The organism is Nonomuraea sp. NPDC050394 (assembly GCF_044459065.1).
Classification (GTDB): Bacteria; Actinomycetota; Actinomycetes; order Streptosporangiales; family Streptosporangiaceae; genus Nonomuraea.
The window spans coordinates 499,360-518,089 of record NZ_JBITIO010000001.1 but is presented as its reverse complement, the minus strand read 5'-3'; the positions used below and the strand labels follow the sequence as shown (position 1 = coordinate 518,089).

Sequence of the window (18,730 nt, the reverse complement as noted above, 5' to 3'; positions counted from 1 at the left end):
TGCGCCTCCCTCAGTAATTGACGGCTATGGTGCGAGCCTTGGCCAGGTCGTCGTGGTTGTCCACTTCGACCCAGTCGACCTCGCCGATGGGCGCGACGTGGATACGCTCGCCGCGGTTGACCATCTCCTGGTAGCCGTCCTCGTAGTAGAGCTGCGGGTCGCGCTCGAAGGTGGTCTTGAGCGCGTCGGCCAGGCGGTCGGCGGCGGCGGGGCGGATCAGCGTGGCGCCGATGTACTCGCCGTAGGCCTCGGCGGGGTCCATCAGCTTGGTGATGCGCGTGAGCGAGCCGCCCTCCAGGATGACCTTCATCTCCTCGTCGGCCAGCTTCTTCACGTCATCGACGGCCAGCAGGATGTCGCTGGTCTCCGGCGCGGACAGCAGCGTCTTCTCGACCGAGACGGGGTGGACGGTGTCGCCGTTGACCAGCAGCGCGCCCTGCGCGAAGTAGTCGCGCGCGCACCACAGGGAGTAGGCGTTGTTCCACTCCTCGGCCTTGTCGTTGTACACGAGCGTGAGGTTGACGCCGTGGCGTTCCTCCAGCGCGGCCTTGCGCTCCTCGACCGTCCCGGCCGCGTACCCGATGATCACCACGACGTCGCGCAGCCCCACCGCGGCGAGGTTGCGCAGCGAGATGTCCATGATCGTGGTCTCACCGTCGACCGGCACGAGCGCTTTAGGCAACGTGTCGGTGTACGGCCGCAGGCGTCGTCCGGCTCCAGCGGCCAGCACCATTCCCAGCAACGTGCACTCCTCAGTCGAGCGTTACTCTCCAGGCCCCAAAGGTTAGTTGCCTTTTCACTCTGCGAGGGTAATCCGCGCCAGCTCGCCGGTCGCGGCGTCAGTCCTGTGTTCCCATATCCGTCGCCTCCACCCCGGACCGGGGAGCGGCGAGCCAGCAGGTAACGCTTTCCCAGCCGAACAGCAACCAGAGATAGACGGCCAGCAGCGCGAACCCCGCCGTCGGCAGCGACACGAGTACGGCCAGCGAGACGGCGATCATCCGCCCATCCCAGCCAAGGCCGAAGGTCGTCAGCCACGGCGGCGGATAGACCCGCTGCCTGATCCGGTAGACCAGGTCGTAGTGGTGGAAGGCCATCGCGCCCAGCAGCATGAAGATCAGCACGGGGTGGACCCCGTGGCCGAACCCGCAACTGGCCACGAAGGCGTACTCGATGACGCGCAGGATCGGCGGGCACAGCCAGTCGAGCCGGCCGTCGTGCGGCGCGCTGCTGCCGGGGCCGGCCAGCAGCAGCGTAACCGCCGGCGCGAACACCGCGAGGCCGTTGGCGCCGCCGACGCCGACCACCAGCAGGATGCCGGTGACGAAGGCGCCCGCGATGAGCGGCGGCAGGGGCGGCAGCTGCCCCGCGACGAGCGCGCCCATGCCGCGCGAGAGCGGCCCGTCGTCGCGGTAGGCGACGACGGTGCTGGCGGGGACCCGGGTCATGTGAATGGTGATCACTTCGCCATCGACCTCGCGATCCGCCCGGCGAGCGAGTAGAGGGCGGCCACGCCGCCCCACAGGAGCAGGCAGAGGAAGGTGACGCGGGCGTTGAACACCGCGGCGGTGATCGCGATCAGCGCCATCCGCTCCCCGATCGGCAAGACGATGATCTTCTTCAGCCAGCGCAGGACGCTCTCCTTCTCCATGCGCTGGGCCAGGCCGAGCATCCCCTGCTTCGGCACGGCGTAGCGCCCGCCGTCGGCCGACTCCAGCAGCGAGCGCGCCGGGCGGGCGAAGGACGAGCCGATCCGCGCGGCGTCGGAGACCGCGCCGCCGAAGGCGAAGTCGATGGTGTGCCTGACCACCTGGAGGACCATCGCGGCCGCCGCCAGGTACCAGATGCCGCCGGGGCCGCCTCCGGTCCAGGGCAGCCCGGCCGCGTACCCGATGGCCAGCCCGACATAGACGACATACTCCTTCAGCCGGTCGGCCATCGCGTCGACCCACGAGCCGAGCGGCGAGAAGGTACGCGTGTAACGGGCCACCTGCCCGTCGAGGCAGTCGAGCACGAACGAGAGGTAGAGCAGGACCGCTCCGGCGATCTGCGCCTCACGTGTGCCCGCCGAGAACCACACGGCGGCCAGTACGGCGAGCCCGATCGAGATCCCCGTGATGGCGTTGGGCGTGAGCCGGAGCCGGGCGGCCGGCCTGATGAGGTGGCGCGACCAGACGGAGACGAAGTGGGTGGCGAAGAAGCCGTCGTCGTCCTTGACCGCGAAGTTGAGCCGCACCCGCGACTCGTCCACCTCCGACAGCCGTTCGATGGCGCTGTCGGCGGAGGACTGCGCGGTGACCCGGTCGCTGTGCAGCGGCCCGATCGCCGCCGCGCGCATCCGCACGCCGTAGCGGACCAGCCCGACCAGCAGCAGGTCGATCGCCTCGACGGGGCTGACCGGGCCGAGCCGGCCGGTCTCGGCCAGTTCCGCGAGCTCTTCCGCGACCTCGGCCAGGCAGCCGAGGTCGGCCTCGCCCGCCTGAAGGACGCCGCGGAAGGTGGCGTTGGCCTCGGGGACGAGGTGGAAGGAACTGCCCGCCGCCACGACCTTGCCGCCCTCGACGCGCACGGGCGGGCGCATGGGCGCGGCGGACGGGTCGTGGCTGACCAGCGCCGCCGAGTCACGCGCCGGATGTTCGAGCACCAGGGCGAGCGCCTCGGTGTGGGCGACCAGGTCGGCGGGCAGCAACGCGACGGGGCCGGCGGAGACGCGCGCCAGCTTGGCCACGCCGCGCAGGTCGGAGCTCAGCCCGTTGCCGGACGACAGCACCTGCACGTCCCGAACGGGCAACGTGACGAGCTGGTCGCTGATCCGGTCGAGCAGGGTTCCGTCGGCGCAGGAGAGCGTGGCGGCCGGTGTCGTGGCGAGTACGACCACGGATGTGGCGGTGATCTCTCGCGTGAGTGAATCGGGCAAAGCGCAGGTCTCCTCCCAGTCGCGAGGGAGTGCGTGGACACAGCGTAGCGACCTGGCGACGCGATATCACGGAACAAGACCGTTACGCTCGCCGCATGGACTCTCGGTTGCGCTCTGTAGGGGTGGTTCTGGCCGGCGGGGTCGGTCAGCGTGTCGGGCTCAACACGCCCAAACAGCTGATCAAGATCGCCGGGCGGACGATCCTGGAGCACACGCTGGCCCTGTTCGACTCCGCGCCGGAGATCGACGAGATCGTGGTGCTGATGACTCCCGGCTTCACCGACCAGGTCGAGGAGATCGTGGCACGGGGTCGCTACGGCAAGGTCAGCAAGATCATTGAGGGTGGCGCCAGCCGTACGGAGACGACGTGGCGGGCGCTGAAGGCGCTCGGCCCGCAGGAGTGCAACGTGCTCCTGCACGATGCTGTGAGACCGCTCCTGGAGCCCCGGATCCTCACCGAGTGTGTTCGGGCCCTGGAGACGTATTCGGCCGTGGACGTGGCCATCCCGAGCTCCGACACGGTCGTCGTGGCGGTGCCGGGACCGCGCGGGGAGATCATCCGCGACATCCCCGACCGGTCGCGGCTGCGGCGCGGGCAGACGCCTCAGTGCTTCCGGCTGTCGGTGATCCGCGAGGCGTATGAGCGGGCCTTCGCCGACCCCGACTTCGACAAGCAGCCGGCCACCGACGACTGCGGCGTGGTGCTGCGCTATCTGCCGGACGTGCCGATCTACATCGTGCCGGGCAGCGAGCACAACATGAAGGTGACGCACCCGGTCGACGTGTACATCGCCGACAAGCTCTTCCAGCTCGCCGCGGCCGGCGCGCCGGCGCCGCAGCCGCGCGACTACCGCGAGGCGCTGGCCGGGCGGAGCGTGGTCGTCTTCGGCGGCAGCTACGGCATCGGCGCCGACGTGGTGGACCTGGCCCGCGGCCACGGCGCCGAGGTGCACTCCTTCTCGCGCACGCAGAACGGCGTGCGGGTCGAGGACCTGTCCTCGGTGGCCAAGGCGCTGGCCCAGGTCGGCAGGGTCGACTACGTGGTCAACACCGCGGGCGTGCTGCACATGGGCAAGCTGGCCGAGGTCACCGACGAGACGATCGCCGAGACGGTCGGGGTCAACTACCTGGGCCCGGTCAACGTGGCCCGCGCCGCCTACCCGTACCTGCGCGAAAGCAACGGGTGCCTGCTGCTCTACACCTCCTCCAGCTACACCAGGGGCCGCGCCGACTACAGCCTCTACTCCTCGACGAAGGCGGCGGTGGTCAACCTGACCCAGGCGCTGGCCGACGAGTGGGCGGGCGACGGCATCCGGGTCAACTGCGTCAACCCGGAGCGCACCAGCACGCCCATGCGCGAGCGCGCCTTCGGGGAGGAACCCGCGCACACCCTGCTGTCTCCGCGTGCCGTCGCCCAGACCTCACTCGACGTGCTGATTTCCGACCTGACGGGGCAGGTGATCGACGTCCGGCTCGACGGGGCCTAAAGCTGTTACTGTCCGAATGCATGCGGAGACTCTGTGTCAAGGCCGTGCTTCTGGGCAGCTATCCGGTCCTGCTGCTGGCCGCTCTGTGGCCGCACCCGCTGCTGTTCGCCGCCGTGGCCGTGCTCTCCTACCTCGCCGAGCACCTCGCGGCCCGCGTGGCCAGGCCGTTCGTGGACCTGCTTTCGCGGGTGCACCTGGGCGTCACGGTGCGCTTCGTGATCAGGGAGATGGCCGCGGTGATCCTCGTGGCCAAGACCACGGGCCCCGGCTCGCCGTGGCTCGCGGCGCTGGCCGCCGGGCTGTTCGCGATGCACGCGGTCCGGGCGGTGCAGACGAGCCTGGCCATCCGGCTGCGCCAGACCGTCGCCACCATGCCGGTCACCACCCGCCACCTGGACGTCACCGCGCTCAACCTCCCGAAGACGCCGCCCGAGTTCCTCACCAACTACCGCGGCGTGCGCTTCCTCTACCTCGACGTCCTGCCCGTGCTCGGCGCCGCCCTGGGCGGACCGGCCGCCGCCGCGGGCGCGGGTCTCGGCCTGCTGCTGGGCTGCGCCGGGGTGCTGATCCTCATCCCCTACGTACGGCGGGCCGCACCGCTGACCGACGCCCCCCGCATCCTGGCCGTGGTCGACAAGCAGGTCAGGGACTACCACCCCGAGGTCATCCTGTACTTCAGCGGCGCCAACGAGGCCGCCTACCAGGCCAGGATGTGGCTGGCCACGCTGGAGCGGATCGACCGCCGGGCCATCGTGGTCCTGCGCGAGCGCGGCCTGGCCGACCGGCTGGGCCAGACCACGCTGCCGGTCCTGTGCATCCCGTCGTCGGCCGACCTCATGGGCTTCCACGCGCTGGGCAGCGCCCGGCTGTGCCTGTACGTGGCCAACGTCGGCAAGAACATCCACATGCTGCGCATCCCCGGCATGCGCAGCGTCTTCGTCGGGCACGGCGACAGCGACAAGGAGGCGTCGTTCAACCCGTTCTCGCGGGTCTACGACGAGGTGTGGGTGGCCGGCCCCGCCGGGCGCGACCGCTACCGGCGGGCCAGGGTCGGAGTGCGGAACGAGAACGTGCACGAGGTGGGGCGGCCCCAGCTGGAGGGGATCTCGGCCGAGGGACCCGGCCTGCCGTACCGGACGGTGCTGTACGCGCCGACGTGGGAGGGATGGACGGACGACCTGCACCACACCTCGCTGACCACGATGGGGCCGCGGATCGTGCGGGCGCTGCTCGACCATGAGCCGGAGCTGCGGGTGATCTACAAGCCGCATCCGCTGACCGGGCACCGGGACAAGGCGGCCGGGCGGGCCCACGCCGAGATCGTGGCGATGCTGGACGCCGCCGCACTGGCCAGGTCGAAGGCCAGGCACCCGTCGGGCGGGTCGACCAGGGCGCCGGTCAAGCATCTCGTGGTGACGAAGCCGGACCTGTACGCGTGCTTCAACCAGGCGGACATGATGATCACCGACATCTCCAGCGTGGTGGCCGACTTCCTGGCCAGCGGCAAGCCGTACGCGGTGACGAACGTGTCGGGGATGGCGGAGAAGGCCTTCCACGAGCGCTACCCGACGACCGGCGCCGGGGTGTTGCTGGGCCAGGACCTCGCGGCCCTGGCCGGGTTCTTGGACGGGGAGGACGCGCTGGCGTGCGCGCGGCGGAAGCTGCGCGCCTACCTGCTGGGCCCGGACGAGCCGGATGCCCTCACGCGGTTCAACGCTGCGGTCGAGCGAGCTTTCTGGGACTCGTGAGGAAGCCCCAGCCCCAGGAGACGTGCATGGTCGCGTAGACCACCGGGAGCCTGAGTTTGGCCGCCCCGGGCAGGCCGCTGCCGGTCAGCGCGGAGCCGGCCACGATGGCCAGCGCGTAGCCGCCGGGGACGATCAGCGCCAGGGGGAAGAACGGCGAGACGACCAGCCCGAGCGCCATCGCCAGCACCGCGAAGGGCGGGGCGAGGTAGCGCAGGTTGATCGTGCCCTCGTGGGTGCGGGAGACCACCCGGCGCCAGCGGCCGTAGTGGAAGTACTGCTTGGCCAGGGCCTTCACGTTGGGCCTCGGCCGGTAGGAGACCCGCATCCTGGGCTGGAACCACACGAGCCCGCCGGTCTGGCGGATGCGGTGGTTCATCTCCCAGTCCTGGGCGCGCTGGAAGTGCTCGTCGTAGCCGCCGACCCGCTCCAGCGCCTCCCTGCGGAAGACGCCCAGGTAGACGGTGTCGGCGGGGCCGGCCGTACCGCCGACGTGGAAGGCGGCGGCGCCGACGCCGATCTTGGAGGTCATCGCGCACGCGACGGCCTGCTCGAACGGCGTGATCCCTTCGGCGGCCATGATGCCGCCGACGTTGTCGGCGCCGGTCTCCTCCAGCGTCTCCACGGCCACGCGCAGGTAGTCGTCGGGCAGCATGGCGTGCCCGTCGACCCTGGCGATGATCTTGTTGCGGGAGGCGCCGATGGCGGCGTTGAGCGCGTTGGGGGTGCGCCCGGTGGGGTTGGGGACGACCGTGATCCGCCGGTCGGCCGCCGCGATGGCGTCGGCGACCTCCTGCGTCCGGTCATGGGAGGGTCCTACGGCCAGCACGACCTCGATCTCGCCCGGGTATCGCTGGGACAGGATCATGTCGACGGCCTCTTGGAGGTGCCGCTCCTCGTTGAGGATGGGCATGACGACGGAGATGGGTGGCCAGGCGCGCGTATCCGCGTGCGCGTGCGGCGAGTCGGGCAACTGCTTCATGGCGGGCCTCACGCTACTGTACGAGCAGGGGAGGAAGGCAATCGAAAGCCAGATCCCTCCGGCAGGATAAAGGGGGCAGTGCATGGGCGGGCCGGGCGAGGAGGACGCGGGAGTGCATGTGGGCGGCGACGCCTACGGCGGCGTCAGGCTCGCGAGCGGCCGCAAGCGCAAGCCCCCCAAGAGTGCCAAGGCCCGGCGGCGCAACCTGCTGATAGCGGGCGCGCTGTCGACGGCGGTGCTGGTCGGCACCGGTGTGGTGTGGGCGACGCCGCGCCAGATCGCCGGGGTCGACGCCGGCATCACCGAGTCCGCCCCCACGAGCGCCATGAACATCCTGCTGGTCGGCGTGGACAAGCGCGACAACCTCACCCGCCGGCAGCAGAACCAGCTGAAACTGGGCCGGGAGAGCGGCGAGCGCACCGACACGATGATGGTGATCCATCTGTCGGCCGACCACCGCAAGGTGACCGTGGCCAGCCTCCCGCGCGACACCTGGACCGAGATCCCCGGCAAGGGCCAGCACAAGATCAACTCTGCCTACCAGTTCGGCGGCGCGCCGCTGGCGGTCAAGGCGGTGCAGCAGGCGACCGGGTTGAAGATCCACCGCTACATCGAGGTCAACGTCCTCGGCTTCATCGACGTGGTCGACTCGCTCGGCGGCGTGACCGTGTGCACACCGGTGCCGATCAACGACCCCAAGACCGGGCTCAACCTCGTCGCCGGCACCCACGAACTGGCCGGGACCCAGGCGCTCGGCTACGCGCGCACCCGCGCCACGGTCCGCTCCGACCTCGACCGCATCGACCGCCAGCAGCAGGTCATCTCGGCGCTGCTCAACAAGGCGCTCAGCGCCGGCACGCTGGGCAACCCGGCGCGGCTGGCCGCGTTCGTCAACTCCACGCTCAGGACCATCAAGATCGACCCGGACGACGGGCTGCTGGGGCTGGCCACGCAGATGCGCGACGTGTCGCTCGACGACGTGCGCTTCGCCACCGTCCCCCTGGCCGACATCGACTTCAAGACGCCGACCGGCGAGTCGGCGGTGCTGTGGGAGAAGGATGCGGCCAAGGAGCTGTTCCGCCGCATCGCCGCCGACGAGGACCTCGCCAAGCCCACGCCCAAGCCAACACCGAGCGCGACGCCGTCCGCCACGACGACCATCCCGCCGGAGCGCATCTCGGTCAAGGTGCTCAACGGCACCTTGATCACCGGCCTGGGCGCGCGGACCAAGACCGCGCTGAAGGAGTCGGGCTTCCAGGTGCCGGGCGAGCCGGGCAACACGACGAAGAAGGACCACAAGAAGACGATCATCCGGTACGGCCCCGGCCGCGCCGACTCCGCGCGTACGGTGGCGGCGGCCATCCCCGGCGCCGAGCTGCGCGAGGCCGACATCCCGGGCATCGAGGTGGTCATCGGCGCGGACCAGCCGAAGATCAAGAAACTCAAGCCGTCCGGCGATCCGAGCCCCAAGCCGAGCTCCACCGCGACCCCTACGACGAAGACCGCATCCCAGAACATCTGCCGGAAACAAGCATAAGAGCCTGCAATCCGGGCAGGTGACGGGCATGGAGGTCAGGTCCTGGCACGAGGAAGGCTGTACGGTCGTCCAAGCCCGCGGAGATCTGGACGTCTCCGGGGCGCCCCGTCTCAGCGAGGCCCTCGACGCGGTGTGGAGCGGCACCGATCCCCCACATCTCGTGATCGACCTGACACAGGTCCCCTTCTGCGACTCCGTCGGGCTCGGCGTGCTCGTGGGCGCGCTCAACCACGTGCGGGACATGTCGGGACGGCTGGTCCTGGTCGTGGAACCCGGCATGATCACGCACCTGCTCACCATCACCAACCTCGACCGGCACTTCGTGACCAGCGCCACCGTCACCGCCGCGCGCGCCACGATGACGACAGCGGCCTAAGCTCCCACTGACGTTCTTTGTCCGTGGAGGCTTTCGCATTGTTCGATCAGTTCCCCGAGCCCGCGCGCTCCCAGCTCATCGCCGCCCATGACGAGGGCAAGGTCAGGCCCGAGTGGTGCTTCACCGACGGCGACGCCCGCGTGTGCTTCTGGGCCCCTTACCGGGGCGCAGACCCGGTGATCACGTGGCACTTCTCCCCCGGCCCCGACCCGGCCACCGGCGCGGCGCTGCTGCGGCGCGCCCTGGCCGACGTGGGCATCACCAAGATCTTCCATGACATCGCCCTCTCTCCCGGGATGACACCCACCGTGGACCGGCCGGTCGAGCACGACGCGCTCATGGGCGCCGGCTTCACGCTGGAGGTCGAGCGGGTGCGGCTGGAATGGCGCTCCGGCAGCGACGTCCCGGCCGGCTCCGGCCGGCTCACCTACCGGCCCGCCCGCAGGCACACCGAGCGCGAGGTGCTCGACGTTCTGGTACGCGTCTCCGAGGGCTCACTCGACCACGACACCCAGGTGGAGCTGGCCACCGTGGGCCCCGAGAGCGAGGCCAGGTCCATGTACGACGACCTGATCAACCGCAAGGGCAAGCCCGACTGGTTCGTCATCGGCTACGCGGCCGAGGAGCCCGTCGGCCTGGTCGCCCCCGACGACCACTCCATCGCCTACATCGGCGTCGTGCCCGAGCACCGCGGCAAGGGCTACGTCTCCGACCTGCTCGCCCAGGGCACCCGCACGCTCGCCGAGGCCGGCGTGGAACGCATCGTGGCCGCCACCGACGTGGCCAACACCCCCACGTCCAACGCCTTCCTGCGGGCCGGCTACTCCGAGGTCGGCAGGCTGTTCCGCTACTACTGGAGGGCCCCGTGAGACTCGGCGTGATGTTCGACCGCGACCTGCCGCCCGAGCGGCTGGTCCCCTTCGCCCGCGAGCTCGACGCCACCGTCGTGGACGACCTGTGGGTCGTGGAGGACCTCGGCTGGACCGGCGGCATCTCCTCGGCGGCCACCGCCCTGGCCGCCACCTCGCGGTTGCGCGTCGGCCTCGGCATCGCGCCCGCGCCGCTGCGGAACCCGGCCCTGCTGGCCATGGAGTTCGGCAACCTGGCCAGGCTCCACCCCGGGCGCCTGGCCGCGGGCGTCGGGCACGGTGTCCAGGCGTGGATGCGGCAGGCCGGCGCGGCCGTACCGTCTCCGCTGGCTTTGCTGGAGGAGACGATCACGAGCGTGCGGGCGTTGCTGCGCGGCGAGAGCGTGATCGTGGACGGCAAGGCCGTCCACCTCGACGGCGTCTCGCTCGTCCACCCGCCCGCCGAGCCGCCGCCCGTGCTGGCAGGAGTGCTGAACCCCAGGTCGCTCGCGCTGTCGGGACGCGTGGCCGACGGGACGATCATCCCCGAGGGCTTCGGGGCTGCGCGGGTGCCGTGGGTGCGCGCGCGGATCGCCGCGGACGGGCCGCACGAGCTGGTCGCCTTCACCCACCTGTACGTCGGCGACGACGCCGAGCAGGTGGCGCGGCCGATCGTGGCCGAGTACAGCGAGTTTCTGAAGGTGGCGCCGGAGGAGGTGGCCATGGCGGTCGGCGGCGTCGAGCAGGCCGTGGCCCACGTCCGCGCGCTGTGGTCGGCCGGGGTGGACACCGTCGTGCTGCGCCCGGTCGGCTCTTCCCCGCTGCGGCACGTGCACGAGGTTCTCAAGGCCCTGTGAATCTGGCCGTTCGGCCGATGCCGGGTCGGTCGCGCGGCCGATGGCGGGCGGCGGCGGCCGCGCGACGATCTCCTCCATGAGACGAATCGCGGTGATGGCCGCGGGCATCGCGCTCCTCGCGGGCTGCGGCGTGGAACTCGACGCGCCCGAGCGGCATTCGGCACAGACGTTCACCCACACCGGTGGCACGCTCACGATCAAGTCGTCGCTCGGCGGGCTCCGGGTCGAGCAGGGCCCGCCCGGGGTGGTCAAGGTCGACCGGTGGCTCAAAGGCAAGGCGGCCGAGGCGGACAACTCCTCCTGGTCGCTGTCCGCGGACGTGCTGCGGCTCAGCGCCAACTGCAACATGGTCATCGGCGACTGCGGCGGGCGCTACCGGATCACGGTGCCGCCCGGCATCAAGCTCGTGGTCGAGGGCAGCGACGGGGTGATCGCCACCGGCCTGTCGCAGGACGTCGACATCGCGGCGACGGAATCGATCCGCGTGCTCGACATGTCCGGCGCCCTGCGGCTGCGGACCGAGGGCGCGGTCACCGGGGAGCGCCTGCGCTCGGGCCGGGTGCGCGTGCGCACCGACTTCGGCGCGGTCCACCTGCGGTTCGCGGTACGGCCGGCGAACGTGGACGTTCTGTCCCGGGACGGCGGGGTGGTGACCTCGGTGCCCGACGGGGTGTACAAGGTGGTGGCCAAGAGCCGGGACGGCTCGGTCAGCACCAAGGTCAAGAACGGCGACAGCCCGGACACGATCACGGCCAGAAGCGGAAGCGGCAACATCAAAGTCCTTTACGATGACTGACCAGTCAGTCATAATAGCCTCATGTCACCGAAACGAGTGGACAAGGCGGCCCGCAAGCAGGAGATCCTGGCCGCCGCCGTCCGCGTCTTCGCGCGCAAGGGCTTCGCCGCCTCGCGCATCGACGACGTCGCGGAGGAGGCCGGCATCGCCAAGGGCAGCGTCTACCTGTACTTCGACAGCCGCGACGCGCTCCTGGAAGCCGCCTTCTCCCAGTACACCGCCGACGCCGACGCCATCATCCGCCAAGCCCTGGACGGCACGGATCCGCCCCTGGAACGCCTGGGCCTGCTGGTCCGCGGCACCATCGACGTGATCGCCGGCGCGCCCGACCTGGCCAGAACCCTGCTCGACCTGTGGGCGACCGACCACATGCGCCCCGCGTACAAGGCCTACCGCGAAGCCATCGCCGAACTGATCGGCCAGATCCGCCCCGGGCTCGGCCTGCCGCACGCCACCGTCATCGTCGGCGCCATCGAGGGCGTGGTGCTGCAGTGGCTGGTCGACCCCGAGGTGCCGATCGCCGACCTGGCCGGACCCGTCCTGGAGGTCGTGGTCGAGGGCCTGAGGGAGCGCGCATGAGCACCCTCCGCACGCTCGACGAGCGCCTCATCGCCCCCGGCGCCACCCCGCGCGACCGCACCGTCGTCTACACCAGCGCGGTGGCCGGCACCGTTCTCGCCACCGCGCTCGCCTATGGCGCCGGGCTGTCCGCGCTGCCGCTCGTGCTGATCGCGATCGTGGCCTTCGACCTGTACGGCGGGGCCGCGGTCAACGCCACCGACGCCGCCAAGCGGCACTTCCACCGGCCGGGCCGTACCTGGCGGCACCACATCGGATTTGTCGCCATCCATGTGCAGCCGTTCCTGCTCGCCCTGGTCGTGCCGGGCTTCACCTGGACCGCTGCCGCCGTCGTCTACGCGCTGGCCCTCGGGGGCGCCGTCATCACCGTCAGCGTGCCCGCGGACGTGCGGCGGCCGGTCGCCTTCGGCTGCACCGCGCTCGCGATCGGGCTGGCGCTGCCGCTGGCGATCCCGGCGGCGATCGGCTGGCTCGCGCCGGTGCTGTTCGTCAAGCTCCTGCTCGCCCATCTCCAACCGCTCTGAAGAAAATCCGAAGCCCCGGGGCACACCATGGCCGCATGACCGAGACCACCGACAGCAGGGACCGATCCGTCGCCGAGCACGTCCGCCGCTACCTGGCGACGGACGGCCGGGACGGCTACATGGAAGGCGGCGTGACCAACCTCGTCCTGACGACCGTGGGCAGGAAGAGCGGGGTGCGGCGCCGTACCGGGCTGTTCTTCGGACAGGACGGCGACACCTACGTGCTGGTCGCGTCGGGCAGCGCCTACGGTGCGCCACTCCCGGACTGGTACCTGAACACAGTGGCGAACCCCGAGGTGGACGTCCAGATCCTCGCCGACCGCTTCAAGGCCCGCGCCAGAACCGCCACCGGCGCCGAACGCGCCCGGCTGTGGGCGATGATGCTCGCCGTCGCCCCGGCGTACCGCCCCTACGCCGCCACCGCGCTCCAGGAGATCCCGATCGTGGTCCTGGAGCGCGTTCGATAGTCTCCGAACCGACCCGACCCGACCCGATCGAGAGGACGGCGACCGAGGCCATGACCATGTCGAGGAAGCGTTCACGCCCGATCACCGTCGACGGCACCGATTTCCGCTGGCAGCTCAGCCACCGGCCCGGCGACGACCGGGCCCCGCTGACCTTCGCCGTCGAACGCGCCGAGGAACCCGGCAGCGTCCTGATGGTCTCGCTCCCCTGCGGCCGCCCGGACAACCACGTGGGCGAGCGCACCATAGCCGTCCGCCCCGTCCTGGTCGCCGGCTGCGTCCGCCAGGCCGTGGAACAAGGCTGGGACGCCGCTCGGCGGGGCCCGGCCTTCACCCTCAAGGTCACCGAGCAAGAACTGACCACCCACCTGGGCGCACCCCCCAGGTATCTGATCCCCTTCCTCTGGGGCATGATCCCGGAAGGCGGCACCATCAGGGACCTCCCCCGAGCCACCCAGATCTGGCCCCGAGACGACCAGACCTGATCCTTCAGGTGGCGTGCCGCCACGGGACGCCGGGAAGATCCTCGACCGTGCCGTCGGCGCGGCGCAGGCGGACCTCTCGCTCCTCGGTGGCGTAGCCAATGTCGAACAGCTGAAAACCCTCGTCGGCGAAGACCTTGGCGAGACGCACCGCGTCGTCCTCGCCGACGGTGAAGACCAGCTGGAAGTCCACGGAGTCCCCCAGCACGGTCGAGGTGACCTCACCCCCCGTGAGCGCGGCGACCTTGGCCACGATGTCGGCGACCGGCAGCTCCGCCTCCTCCACCACGAACCCCACCCCGCTGGCCGCCGCGAGCGACTGAACGCCCGCCTTCAGACCGTCGGAGGTGTCCTGGCAGCTCGTCACCACACCGCTCCTGCTGAGACAGCGTCCCTGCCCCACCAGCGCCCGCGGTCGCCGCCACGCGGAGATCAGCAGTTCCTCCTGCTCGGGCCGCAGCCTGGTCGGCCCGTCGCCGCCGAAGTACCGCTGCGCCGACGCCGCGATCCCCGTCGGCCCGGTGACACAGAGACGATCACCCGGCCGGGCGCCACCCCGCAGGAGAGACCCGCCCTGCTCGACGATCCCCACGGCCGAGGCGGACAGGATGATCCTTTCCGCACTGCCGATGTCGCCGCCCACGTTGAGCGTGCCGACCTCACGGCAGGCGTCCCTGATTCCCTCCATGACGACGGCGAAATCCGCGTCGGAGAGCGACCTGGGATACCTGATGACCGACAGGAGCGCGATCGGCAGAGCGCCCATGGCCGCGACATCACTGAGGTTGGCCATCGCCAGGTAATAGCCGATGTCGTAATTCGACAGGTGGCCCAGTTCGTAGAGATGGAATTTCGGCCCGCGAACATAATCCGAGCCGAGGACGATTTCAAGTGGCCCGTCCACCCGGAAGACCGCGCAGTCGTCCTGCGCGTCGGCGCCGGCGATAAGTTCGACCCTGGCGCCGTCCGGCAATTCCTGTCTCCAGCCGGACTGCCCGGTGAACATGGGACCGATGATGTTGGCCAGCCGTGTCGGCTCATCCGATGCGGCGCCGGCGTCCTGCATGAGATCACACCCTCAGTCGGCGTTTTCACGGCAATGGAACGAGCCAGTCGGCCGTCTCTTCCATTGTCGCGCTGAGAAGATGCTTTCTGACGACGACCGCGTAGTCCCATTCAGGATCATCGATGCCGAGTAATCGCCCCGCCACTGAACGGAGATACTGTCGCGGCGTTGCCTGTGCCACACCGTACACCCGATGCGTGTCGCCGTCCCCGCAATAGAAGTACGGCAGGCCGGCCAGCCCGAGCCGTCGCAGACCAGCGATCCCGTCTATCGGGGCAGAGGCCAGCCCGTCCCGTTTCATCACCGCATGGACCTGCGCGAACCGCAGCGGCAACAGGTGAAGATGAGCATGGGTGATACAGGCGGAGCCGTTCATCCTCTTTGTTGATCCATGCTCCATGATGACCGGTTCACCAAAGCTCGTCTTGTACTGCGGAAGAATCTCGCCGAGCGCCTGCGTGACGGCTTCCCCGCATTCCGCCATCACCTCGCCGAAACTGACGTAGTGCTTATTGGAGACCAGCAGCAGGTGTCCATGGGTCAGCGGCGACATGTCGGCCAGCAGGCTGACTGTCGCGCCCCGGCCGACAACCCTTTCCGCAGGCTGCCCGCCATAGACGCGGCGAAAGGTGGTGTCCGCGGCCCCGGCGAGCTCCTGGCAGAAGTCGGAGCCGACGCAGAACCCCGCTGGCTCAGGCACTGACCACCCCATCATCAATCCAGTCGGCACAATTCAACGACTGTCGGGCGACCGAAAAGCAGATCAAGTGCGGCTGACCGTAAGAGAATTGTCCGTTCATGTATAGTCTGCACGATACTGTTCGGCAAGTACGCGTCGTCGAGACAGGGTGATTTCCCGATGAAGCTGTCGGCGGCTCGCGCCTTGGATCGTGGAGTTATCCTCGCCGCGACGGTCACACTCGCCTGCAAACAGTACGGATTTCCGTCCGCCGCCATCTGGAAGAACCTCGAAAGTGAATATTCGCACGTCCTGATCGGCCTGATTATCATCGCCGGATTCTTCGGCGTGGCGACGCCCTTCGAGTCTTTCTCCCAGCGCCTGCGCATCGAGCGCCGCGTGGTCCTGCGCCGGCACATACTCACGGCCTTCGGGCAGCTTCTGGAGATCTGCCGGGCCATCAACCCGCCCAACTCCGTGAGCGACCTCGGGCTGCATATCTGGCAGAAGAAGCGCACCGCGCAGCATCCACTGCGGGGAGAACTCACCCGCGTCGCCACCTATCGCCTCGGCTCGGCCCCGGCCACCAGGAAACTCCGTCCCACGCCGGGGGTCGGAGTGGTCGGACTGTGCTGGAAGCACGATCAGGAGACCAGCGTCAACGTGGAGGAACTCGTCCGGAACCTGACCGACAAGGCGGCGTTCGAAGCCTTCAAAAGGACAGCGGGCGTGGACGCCGTCATGGGATTCACGTGGGAGGAGTTCCAGCGTTACAGCCATCGCGGCGCGGTCTTCTCCAGCCCGGTCAGAAATGCCCACGCGAAATTCATGGGTTGCGTGAGCATCGATGTCTCCCATGGATATCATGACGTGGACGTGCAGCGCGTCTGGCACGTGCTGAATTCACTGTGCTTCGTTCTCGGGCAGGACGGATTCGAAAATGCCTGATCTCCTCCGTGACATCACCCGCGCCACCTGCTCCACCTATGACGCCAATGCCGATGCCTATGGTGAGATTTCAGAGGACTACGGCCAGTTTCCCGGTCTCCGGCAGGAGGTCGTCGGTTTCGCGGGCCGAGCGCCGTACGGCCCGCCGGTCCTCGACCTGGGATGCGGCGGCGGGCGCGACACCCGCCTGCTGTCGGCCTTGGGTCGCCGGGTGGTCGCGGGCGACTACGCCCCCGGCATGCTCACCTGGGCGCGGAGCCGTTCGGCCGGTTCGGCGGGTTTCCTGCGGCTGGACGCGCTCTCGCTCCCGCTCCGCGACCGCTGTGTCGCGGGCGTGTGGGCTTCGGGTTCCCTCCTGCACCTGCCGCTGGCCTTGATGGGCGGGGCGTTGGCCGAGGCGTATCGGGTGCTCGTTCCGGGCGGGATCACCGTGATCAGCATGCGCGACGGCGAAGGCGAGGGCTGGCGCAGCGGTGGATCACTGGAGGGGGAGCGCTGGTTCACGTTCGTCGGCCCGCAGACCTTCACCGGGTTCATGGAGTCGGCGGGGTTCTCCGACATTCGCGTCCGGTTCTCGGGCCGCGCGGGATGGTACGTGGCGTTGGGTGAGCGGTGATTCCCGTTACGTCCAGGCGTCCGGATCGCAATTCGGGGCGGCCCTGCGGATGCCGCCCCTTGGGTCGTCGACATCGCCCTGATGCCGGGGGATCAAGTGAATGTGCAGGTGGTCGATGGTCCGGCCGGCGGCCTTTCCGTCGTTGATCCCGATCGTGTACGCCTCGGGGAAATGTTTGTCGTCGAGCAGGTTCTTCGCTTCCCGCATCAGCGCATAGGCACTGAGCATCTCCCGCTCGTCGAGTTCGAAGAAGGACTCGACATGCCGTTTGGGCACGACCTCGACATGGCCGGGATTGGCGGGGTAATTATCAAACCGCGCATAGAACAACTCATTCTCACACAGAGTTGTATTGAGCGAGGGGTCGTCCGGCTTACAAAAGATACAGTCCGCGTTGGCGCCATCACCTGAACTGTCCGCAATGAGCATTGCATCCCCTGTCGCCATAATATGCCCAGTCGAAATACCTCGGTATTACGAACTGCCCCCAACCGTACTGCGGACGCATACTGAGGGGCGCCGATTCGGGGACTTTCGCACCCGGTCCCCACAGCGAGAGGACCGGGTGCGTCAATGGCTACTTGAGGAGCTGGCGGGCCATGACCATGCGCTGGATCTGGTTGGTGCCCTCGTAGATCTGGGTGATCTTGGCGTCGCGCATCATGCGCTCCACCGGGAACTCGCGCGTGTAGCCGTATCCGCCCAGCAACTGGACGGCGTCCGTGGTGATCTCCATGGCGGCGTCCGAGGCGGCGCACTTGGCGGCGCTGGACAGAAAGGTCAGGTCCTTCTGGGGTGCGCCGTGCATGGCGAGTTCGGACTTGGCGGCCGCGTGGTAGGTGAGCTGCCTGGCGGCCTCCAGCTTCATCGCCATGTCGGCGAGCATGAACTGGACGCCCTGGAAGTCCCCGATCGGCTTGCCGAACTGCTTGCGGTCCTTGACGTAGCCCACGGCGAAGTCGAGGGCGCCCTGGGCGATGCCGAGGGCCTGGGCGGCGATGGTGATGCGGGTGTGGTCCAGGGTGGCCAGGGCGGTCTTGAAGCCGGTGCCGGGGTCGCCGATCATGCGGGAGGCGGGGATGCGGACGTTGTCCAGGATCACCTGGCGGGTGGGTGAGGCCTTGATGCCGAGCTTCTTCTCCTTGGGGCCGAAGGAGACGCCTTCGTCGGACTTTTCCACGACGAAGGCTGAGATGCCTCTCGCGCCTTCGCCGGGTGCCGTGACGGCCATCACTGTGTAGTACTCGGAGATACCGGCGTTGGTGATCCACATCTTGGCGCCGTTGAGGACGTAGTGGTCGCCGTCCGCCACGGCCTTGGTCTTCATGGCGGCGGCGTCAGAACCGGCCTCGGCCTCTGACAGGGCGTAGGAGAACATCGCCTCGCCCGTGGCCACCGGGGCCAGGTAGCGCGACTTCAGGTCCTCGGACGCGGACAGGAGCAGGGGCACGGTGCCCAGCTTGTTGACCGCGGGGATCAGGGACGAGGACGCGCAGGCCCTGGCCACCTCTTCGATGACGATGACCGTGGCGAGCGCGTCGGCACCGGCTCCGCCGTACTCCTCGGGGACGTGTACGGCGTGCAGGTCGGACGCGACGAGCGCCTTGTAGACGTCCCAGGGAAATTCCTCGTTCTCGTCGGCCTCAGCCGCACGCGGGGCGATCTTCTCATCGGCCAGGGCGCGGACGGTCTCGCGAAGCATGTCGTGCTCTTCGGCCGGCGCGTAGAGAGGGAAGCTCATAGCACAAATACTAGGACGTCCGAGCAACTTGTTACCAGCGGGTACGGTTTGCCGGTTTATGCAGGTGGCACAGACGAGGTAGTGAG

Annotated in this window: 21 protein-coding genes; 13 read left to right on the top strand and 8 right to left on the bottom strand. The window is 69.2% G+C overall.

Annotated elements, in window-relative coordinates:
* Positions 1–10: 10 nt before the first annotated feature.
* The 3 genes from ACIBKY_RS02640 to ACIBKY_RS02630 all read right to left on the bottom strand — a co-directional run bounded on the left by ACIBKY_RS02640 (position 11) and on the right by ACIBKY_RS02630 (position 2,917).
* The gene (locus tag ACIBKY_RS02640; protein ID WP_397093838.1) at positions 11–742 is read right to left on the bottom strand and encodes a sugar phosphate nucleotidyltransferase; all 732 of its coding nucleotides are present in this window, start codon (positions 740–742) and stop codon (positions 11–13) included.
* Between the two features lie 97 nt (positions 743–839).
* A complete protein-coding gene (locus tag ACIBKY_RS02635; protein WP_379609910.1) occupies positions 840–1,448 on the bottom strand; it encodes a DUF5941 domain-containing protein in 609 nt (202 codons plus the stop codon).
* 11 nt (positions 1,449–1,459) lie between these two features.
* A complete protein-coding gene (locus ACIBKY_RS02630; RefSeq protein ID WP_397093836.1) occupies positions 1,460–2,917 on the bottom strand; it encodes a CDP-alcohol phosphatidyltransferase family protein in 1,458 nt (485 codons plus the stop codon).
* 95 nt (positions 2,918–3,012) lie between these two features.
* Between ACIBKY_RS02630 and ACIBKY_RS02625 the strand changes: the two genes are divergently transcribed.
* Both ACIBKY_RS02625 and ACIBKY_RS02620 read left to right on the top strand, forming a co-directional pair.
* Positions 3,013–4,404, top strand: a complete 1,392-nt coding sequence (locus ACIBKY_RS02625) for an SDR family NAD(P)-dependent oxidoreductase (protein WP_397093835.1) — start codon at positions 3,013–3,015, stop codon at positions 4,402–4,404.
* A gap of 20 nt (positions 4,405–4,424) precedes the next feature.
* Entirely contained in the window at positions 4,425–6,152 is a 1,728-nt protein-coding gene (locus tag ACIBKY_RS02620; protein ID WP_397093834.1) for a CDP-glycerol glycerophosphotransferase family protein, read from the top strand.
* Here the strand turns inward: ACIBKY_RS02620 and ACIBKY_RS02615 are convergent.
* Entirely contained in the window at positions 6,115–7,131 is a 1,017-nt protein-coding gene (locus tag ACIBKY_RS02615) for a glycosyltransferase family 2 protein (RefSeq protein ID WP_397093833.1), read from the bottom strand. The two genes, ACIBKY_RS02620 and ACIBKY_RS02615, sit on opposite strands and share 38 nt — an antisense overlap.
* Before the next feature lie 82 nt (positions 7,132–7,213).
* On the opposite strand from ACIBKY_RS02615, the gene ACIBKY_RS02610 reads away from it, so the two are divergent.
* The 9 genes from ACIBKY_RS02610 to ACIBKY_RS02570 all read left to right on the top strand — a co-directional run bounded on the left by ACIBKY_RS02610 (position 7,214) and on the right by ACIBKY_RS02570 (position 13,597).
* Positions 7,214–8,668 carry an LCP family protein gene (locus tag ACIBKY_RS02610; protein ID WP_397093831.1) on the top strand — a complete coding sequence of 485 codons (1,455 nt, stop codon included), beginning with the start codon at positions 7,214–7,216 and terminating at the stop codon, positions 8,666–8,668.
* Positions 8,669–8,696: 28 nt separating this feature from the next.
* Positions 8,697–9,044, top strand: coding sequence for an STAS domain-containing protein (locus ACIBKY_RS02605; protein WP_397093830.1), 348 nt, complete (start codon positions 8,697–8,699; stop codon positions 9,042–9,044).
* Positions 9,045–9,082: 38 nt separating this feature from the next.
* Positions 9,083–9,913: a GNAT family N-acetyltransferase gene (locus tag ACIBKY_RS02600; protein WP_397093829.1), complete on the top strand. Its 831-nt coding sequence runs from the start codon at positions 9,083–9,085 to the stop codon at positions 9,911–9,913.
* Entirely contained in the window at positions 9,910–10,749 is an 840-nt protein-coding gene (locus ACIBKY_RS02595; protein WP_397093827.1) for an LLM class flavin-dependent oxidoreductase, read from the top strand. Before ACIBKY_RS02600 ends, ACIBKY_RS02595 begins: the two co-directional genes overlap by 4 nt.
* Positions 10,750–10,825: 76 nt before the next feature.
* The gene (locus tag ACIBKY_RS02590) at positions 10,826–11,545 is read left to right on the top strand and encodes a hypothetical protein (RefSeq protein ID WP_397093826.1); all 720 of its coding nucleotides are present in this window, start codon (positions 10,826–10,828) and stop codon (positions 11,543–11,545) included.
* A 21-nt stretch (positions 11,546–11,566) separates the two neighbouring features.
* Entirely contained in the window at positions 11,567–12,124 is a 558-nt protein-coding gene (locus ACIBKY_RS02585) for a TetR/AcrR family transcriptional regulator (RefSeq protein ID WP_397093825.1), read from the top strand.
* Entirely contained in the window at positions 12,121–12,648 is a 528-nt protein-coding gene (locus ACIBKY_RS02580) for a hypothetical protein (protein ID WP_397093824.1), read from the top strand. Before ACIBKY_RS02585 ends, ACIBKY_RS02580 begins: the two co-directional genes overlap by 4 nt.
* Positions 12,649–12,683: 35 nt before the next feature.
* Positions 12,684–13,115, top strand: a complete 432-nt coding sequence (locus ACIBKY_RS02575; RefSeq protein WP_397093822.1) for a nitroreductase/quinone reductase family protein — start codon at positions 12,684–12,686, stop codon at positions 13,113–13,115.
* A gap of 50 nt (positions 13,116–13,165) precedes the next feature.
* Complete coding sequence (locus ACIBKY_RS02570) at positions 13,166–13,597, top strand: hypothetical protein (protein ID WP_397093821.1); 432 nt, start codon at positions 13,166–13,168, stop codon at positions 13,595–13,597.
* Between the two features lie 4 nt (positions 13,598–13,601).
* On the opposite strand, the gene ACIBKY_RS02565 is transcribed toward ACIBKY_RS02570, so the two are convergent.
* Positions 13,602–14,660 carry a thiamine-monophosphate kinase gene (locus ACIBKY_RS02565; protein WP_397093819.1) on the bottom strand — a complete coding sequence of 353 codons (1,059 nt, stop codon included), beginning with the start codon at positions 14,658–14,660 and terminating at the stop codon, positions 13,602–13,604.
* A gap of 25 nt (positions 14,661–14,685) precedes the next feature.
* Positions 14,686–15,360, bottom strand: a complete 675-nt coding sequence (locus ACIBKY_RS02560) for an HIT domain-containing protein (protein ID WP_397093817.1) — start codon at positions 15,358–15,360, stop codon at positions 14,686–14,688.
* Positions 15,361–15,519: 159 nt separating this feature from the next.
* On the opposite strand from ACIBKY_RS02560, the gene ACIBKY_RS02555 reads away from it, so the two are divergent.
* Positions 15,520–16,287: a hypothetical protein gene (locus ACIBKY_RS02555; RefSeq protein ID WP_397093816.1), complete on the top strand. Its 768-nt coding sequence runs from the start codon at positions 15,520–15,522 to the stop codon at positions 16,285–16,287.
* Positions 16,280–16,903, top strand: coding sequence for a class I SAM-dependent methyltransferase (locus ACIBKY_RS02550; RefSeq protein WP_397093815.1), 624 nt, complete (start codon positions 16,280–16,282; stop codon positions 16,901–16,903). Before ACIBKY_RS02555 ends, ACIBKY_RS02550 begins: the two co-directional genes overlap by 8 nt.
* A gap of 6 nt (positions 16,904–16,909) precedes the next feature.
* Here ACIBKY_RS02550 and ACIBKY_RS02545 read toward each other — a convergent pair whose 3' ends face one another.
* Positions 16,910–17,332, bottom strand: coding sequence for an HIT family protein (locus ACIBKY_RS02545; RefSeq protein ID WP_397093814.1), 423 nt, complete (start codon positions 17,330–17,332; stop codon positions 16,910–16,912).
* Positions 17,333–17,480: 148 nt separating this feature from the next.
* Complete coding sequence (locus ACIBKY_RS02540) at positions 17,481–18,644, bottom strand: acyl-CoA dehydrogenase family protein (RefSeq protein WP_397093813.1); 1,164 nt, start codon at positions 18,642–18,644, stop codon at positions 17,481–17,483.
* Between the last annotated feature and the right edge of the window lie 86 nt (positions 18,645–18,730).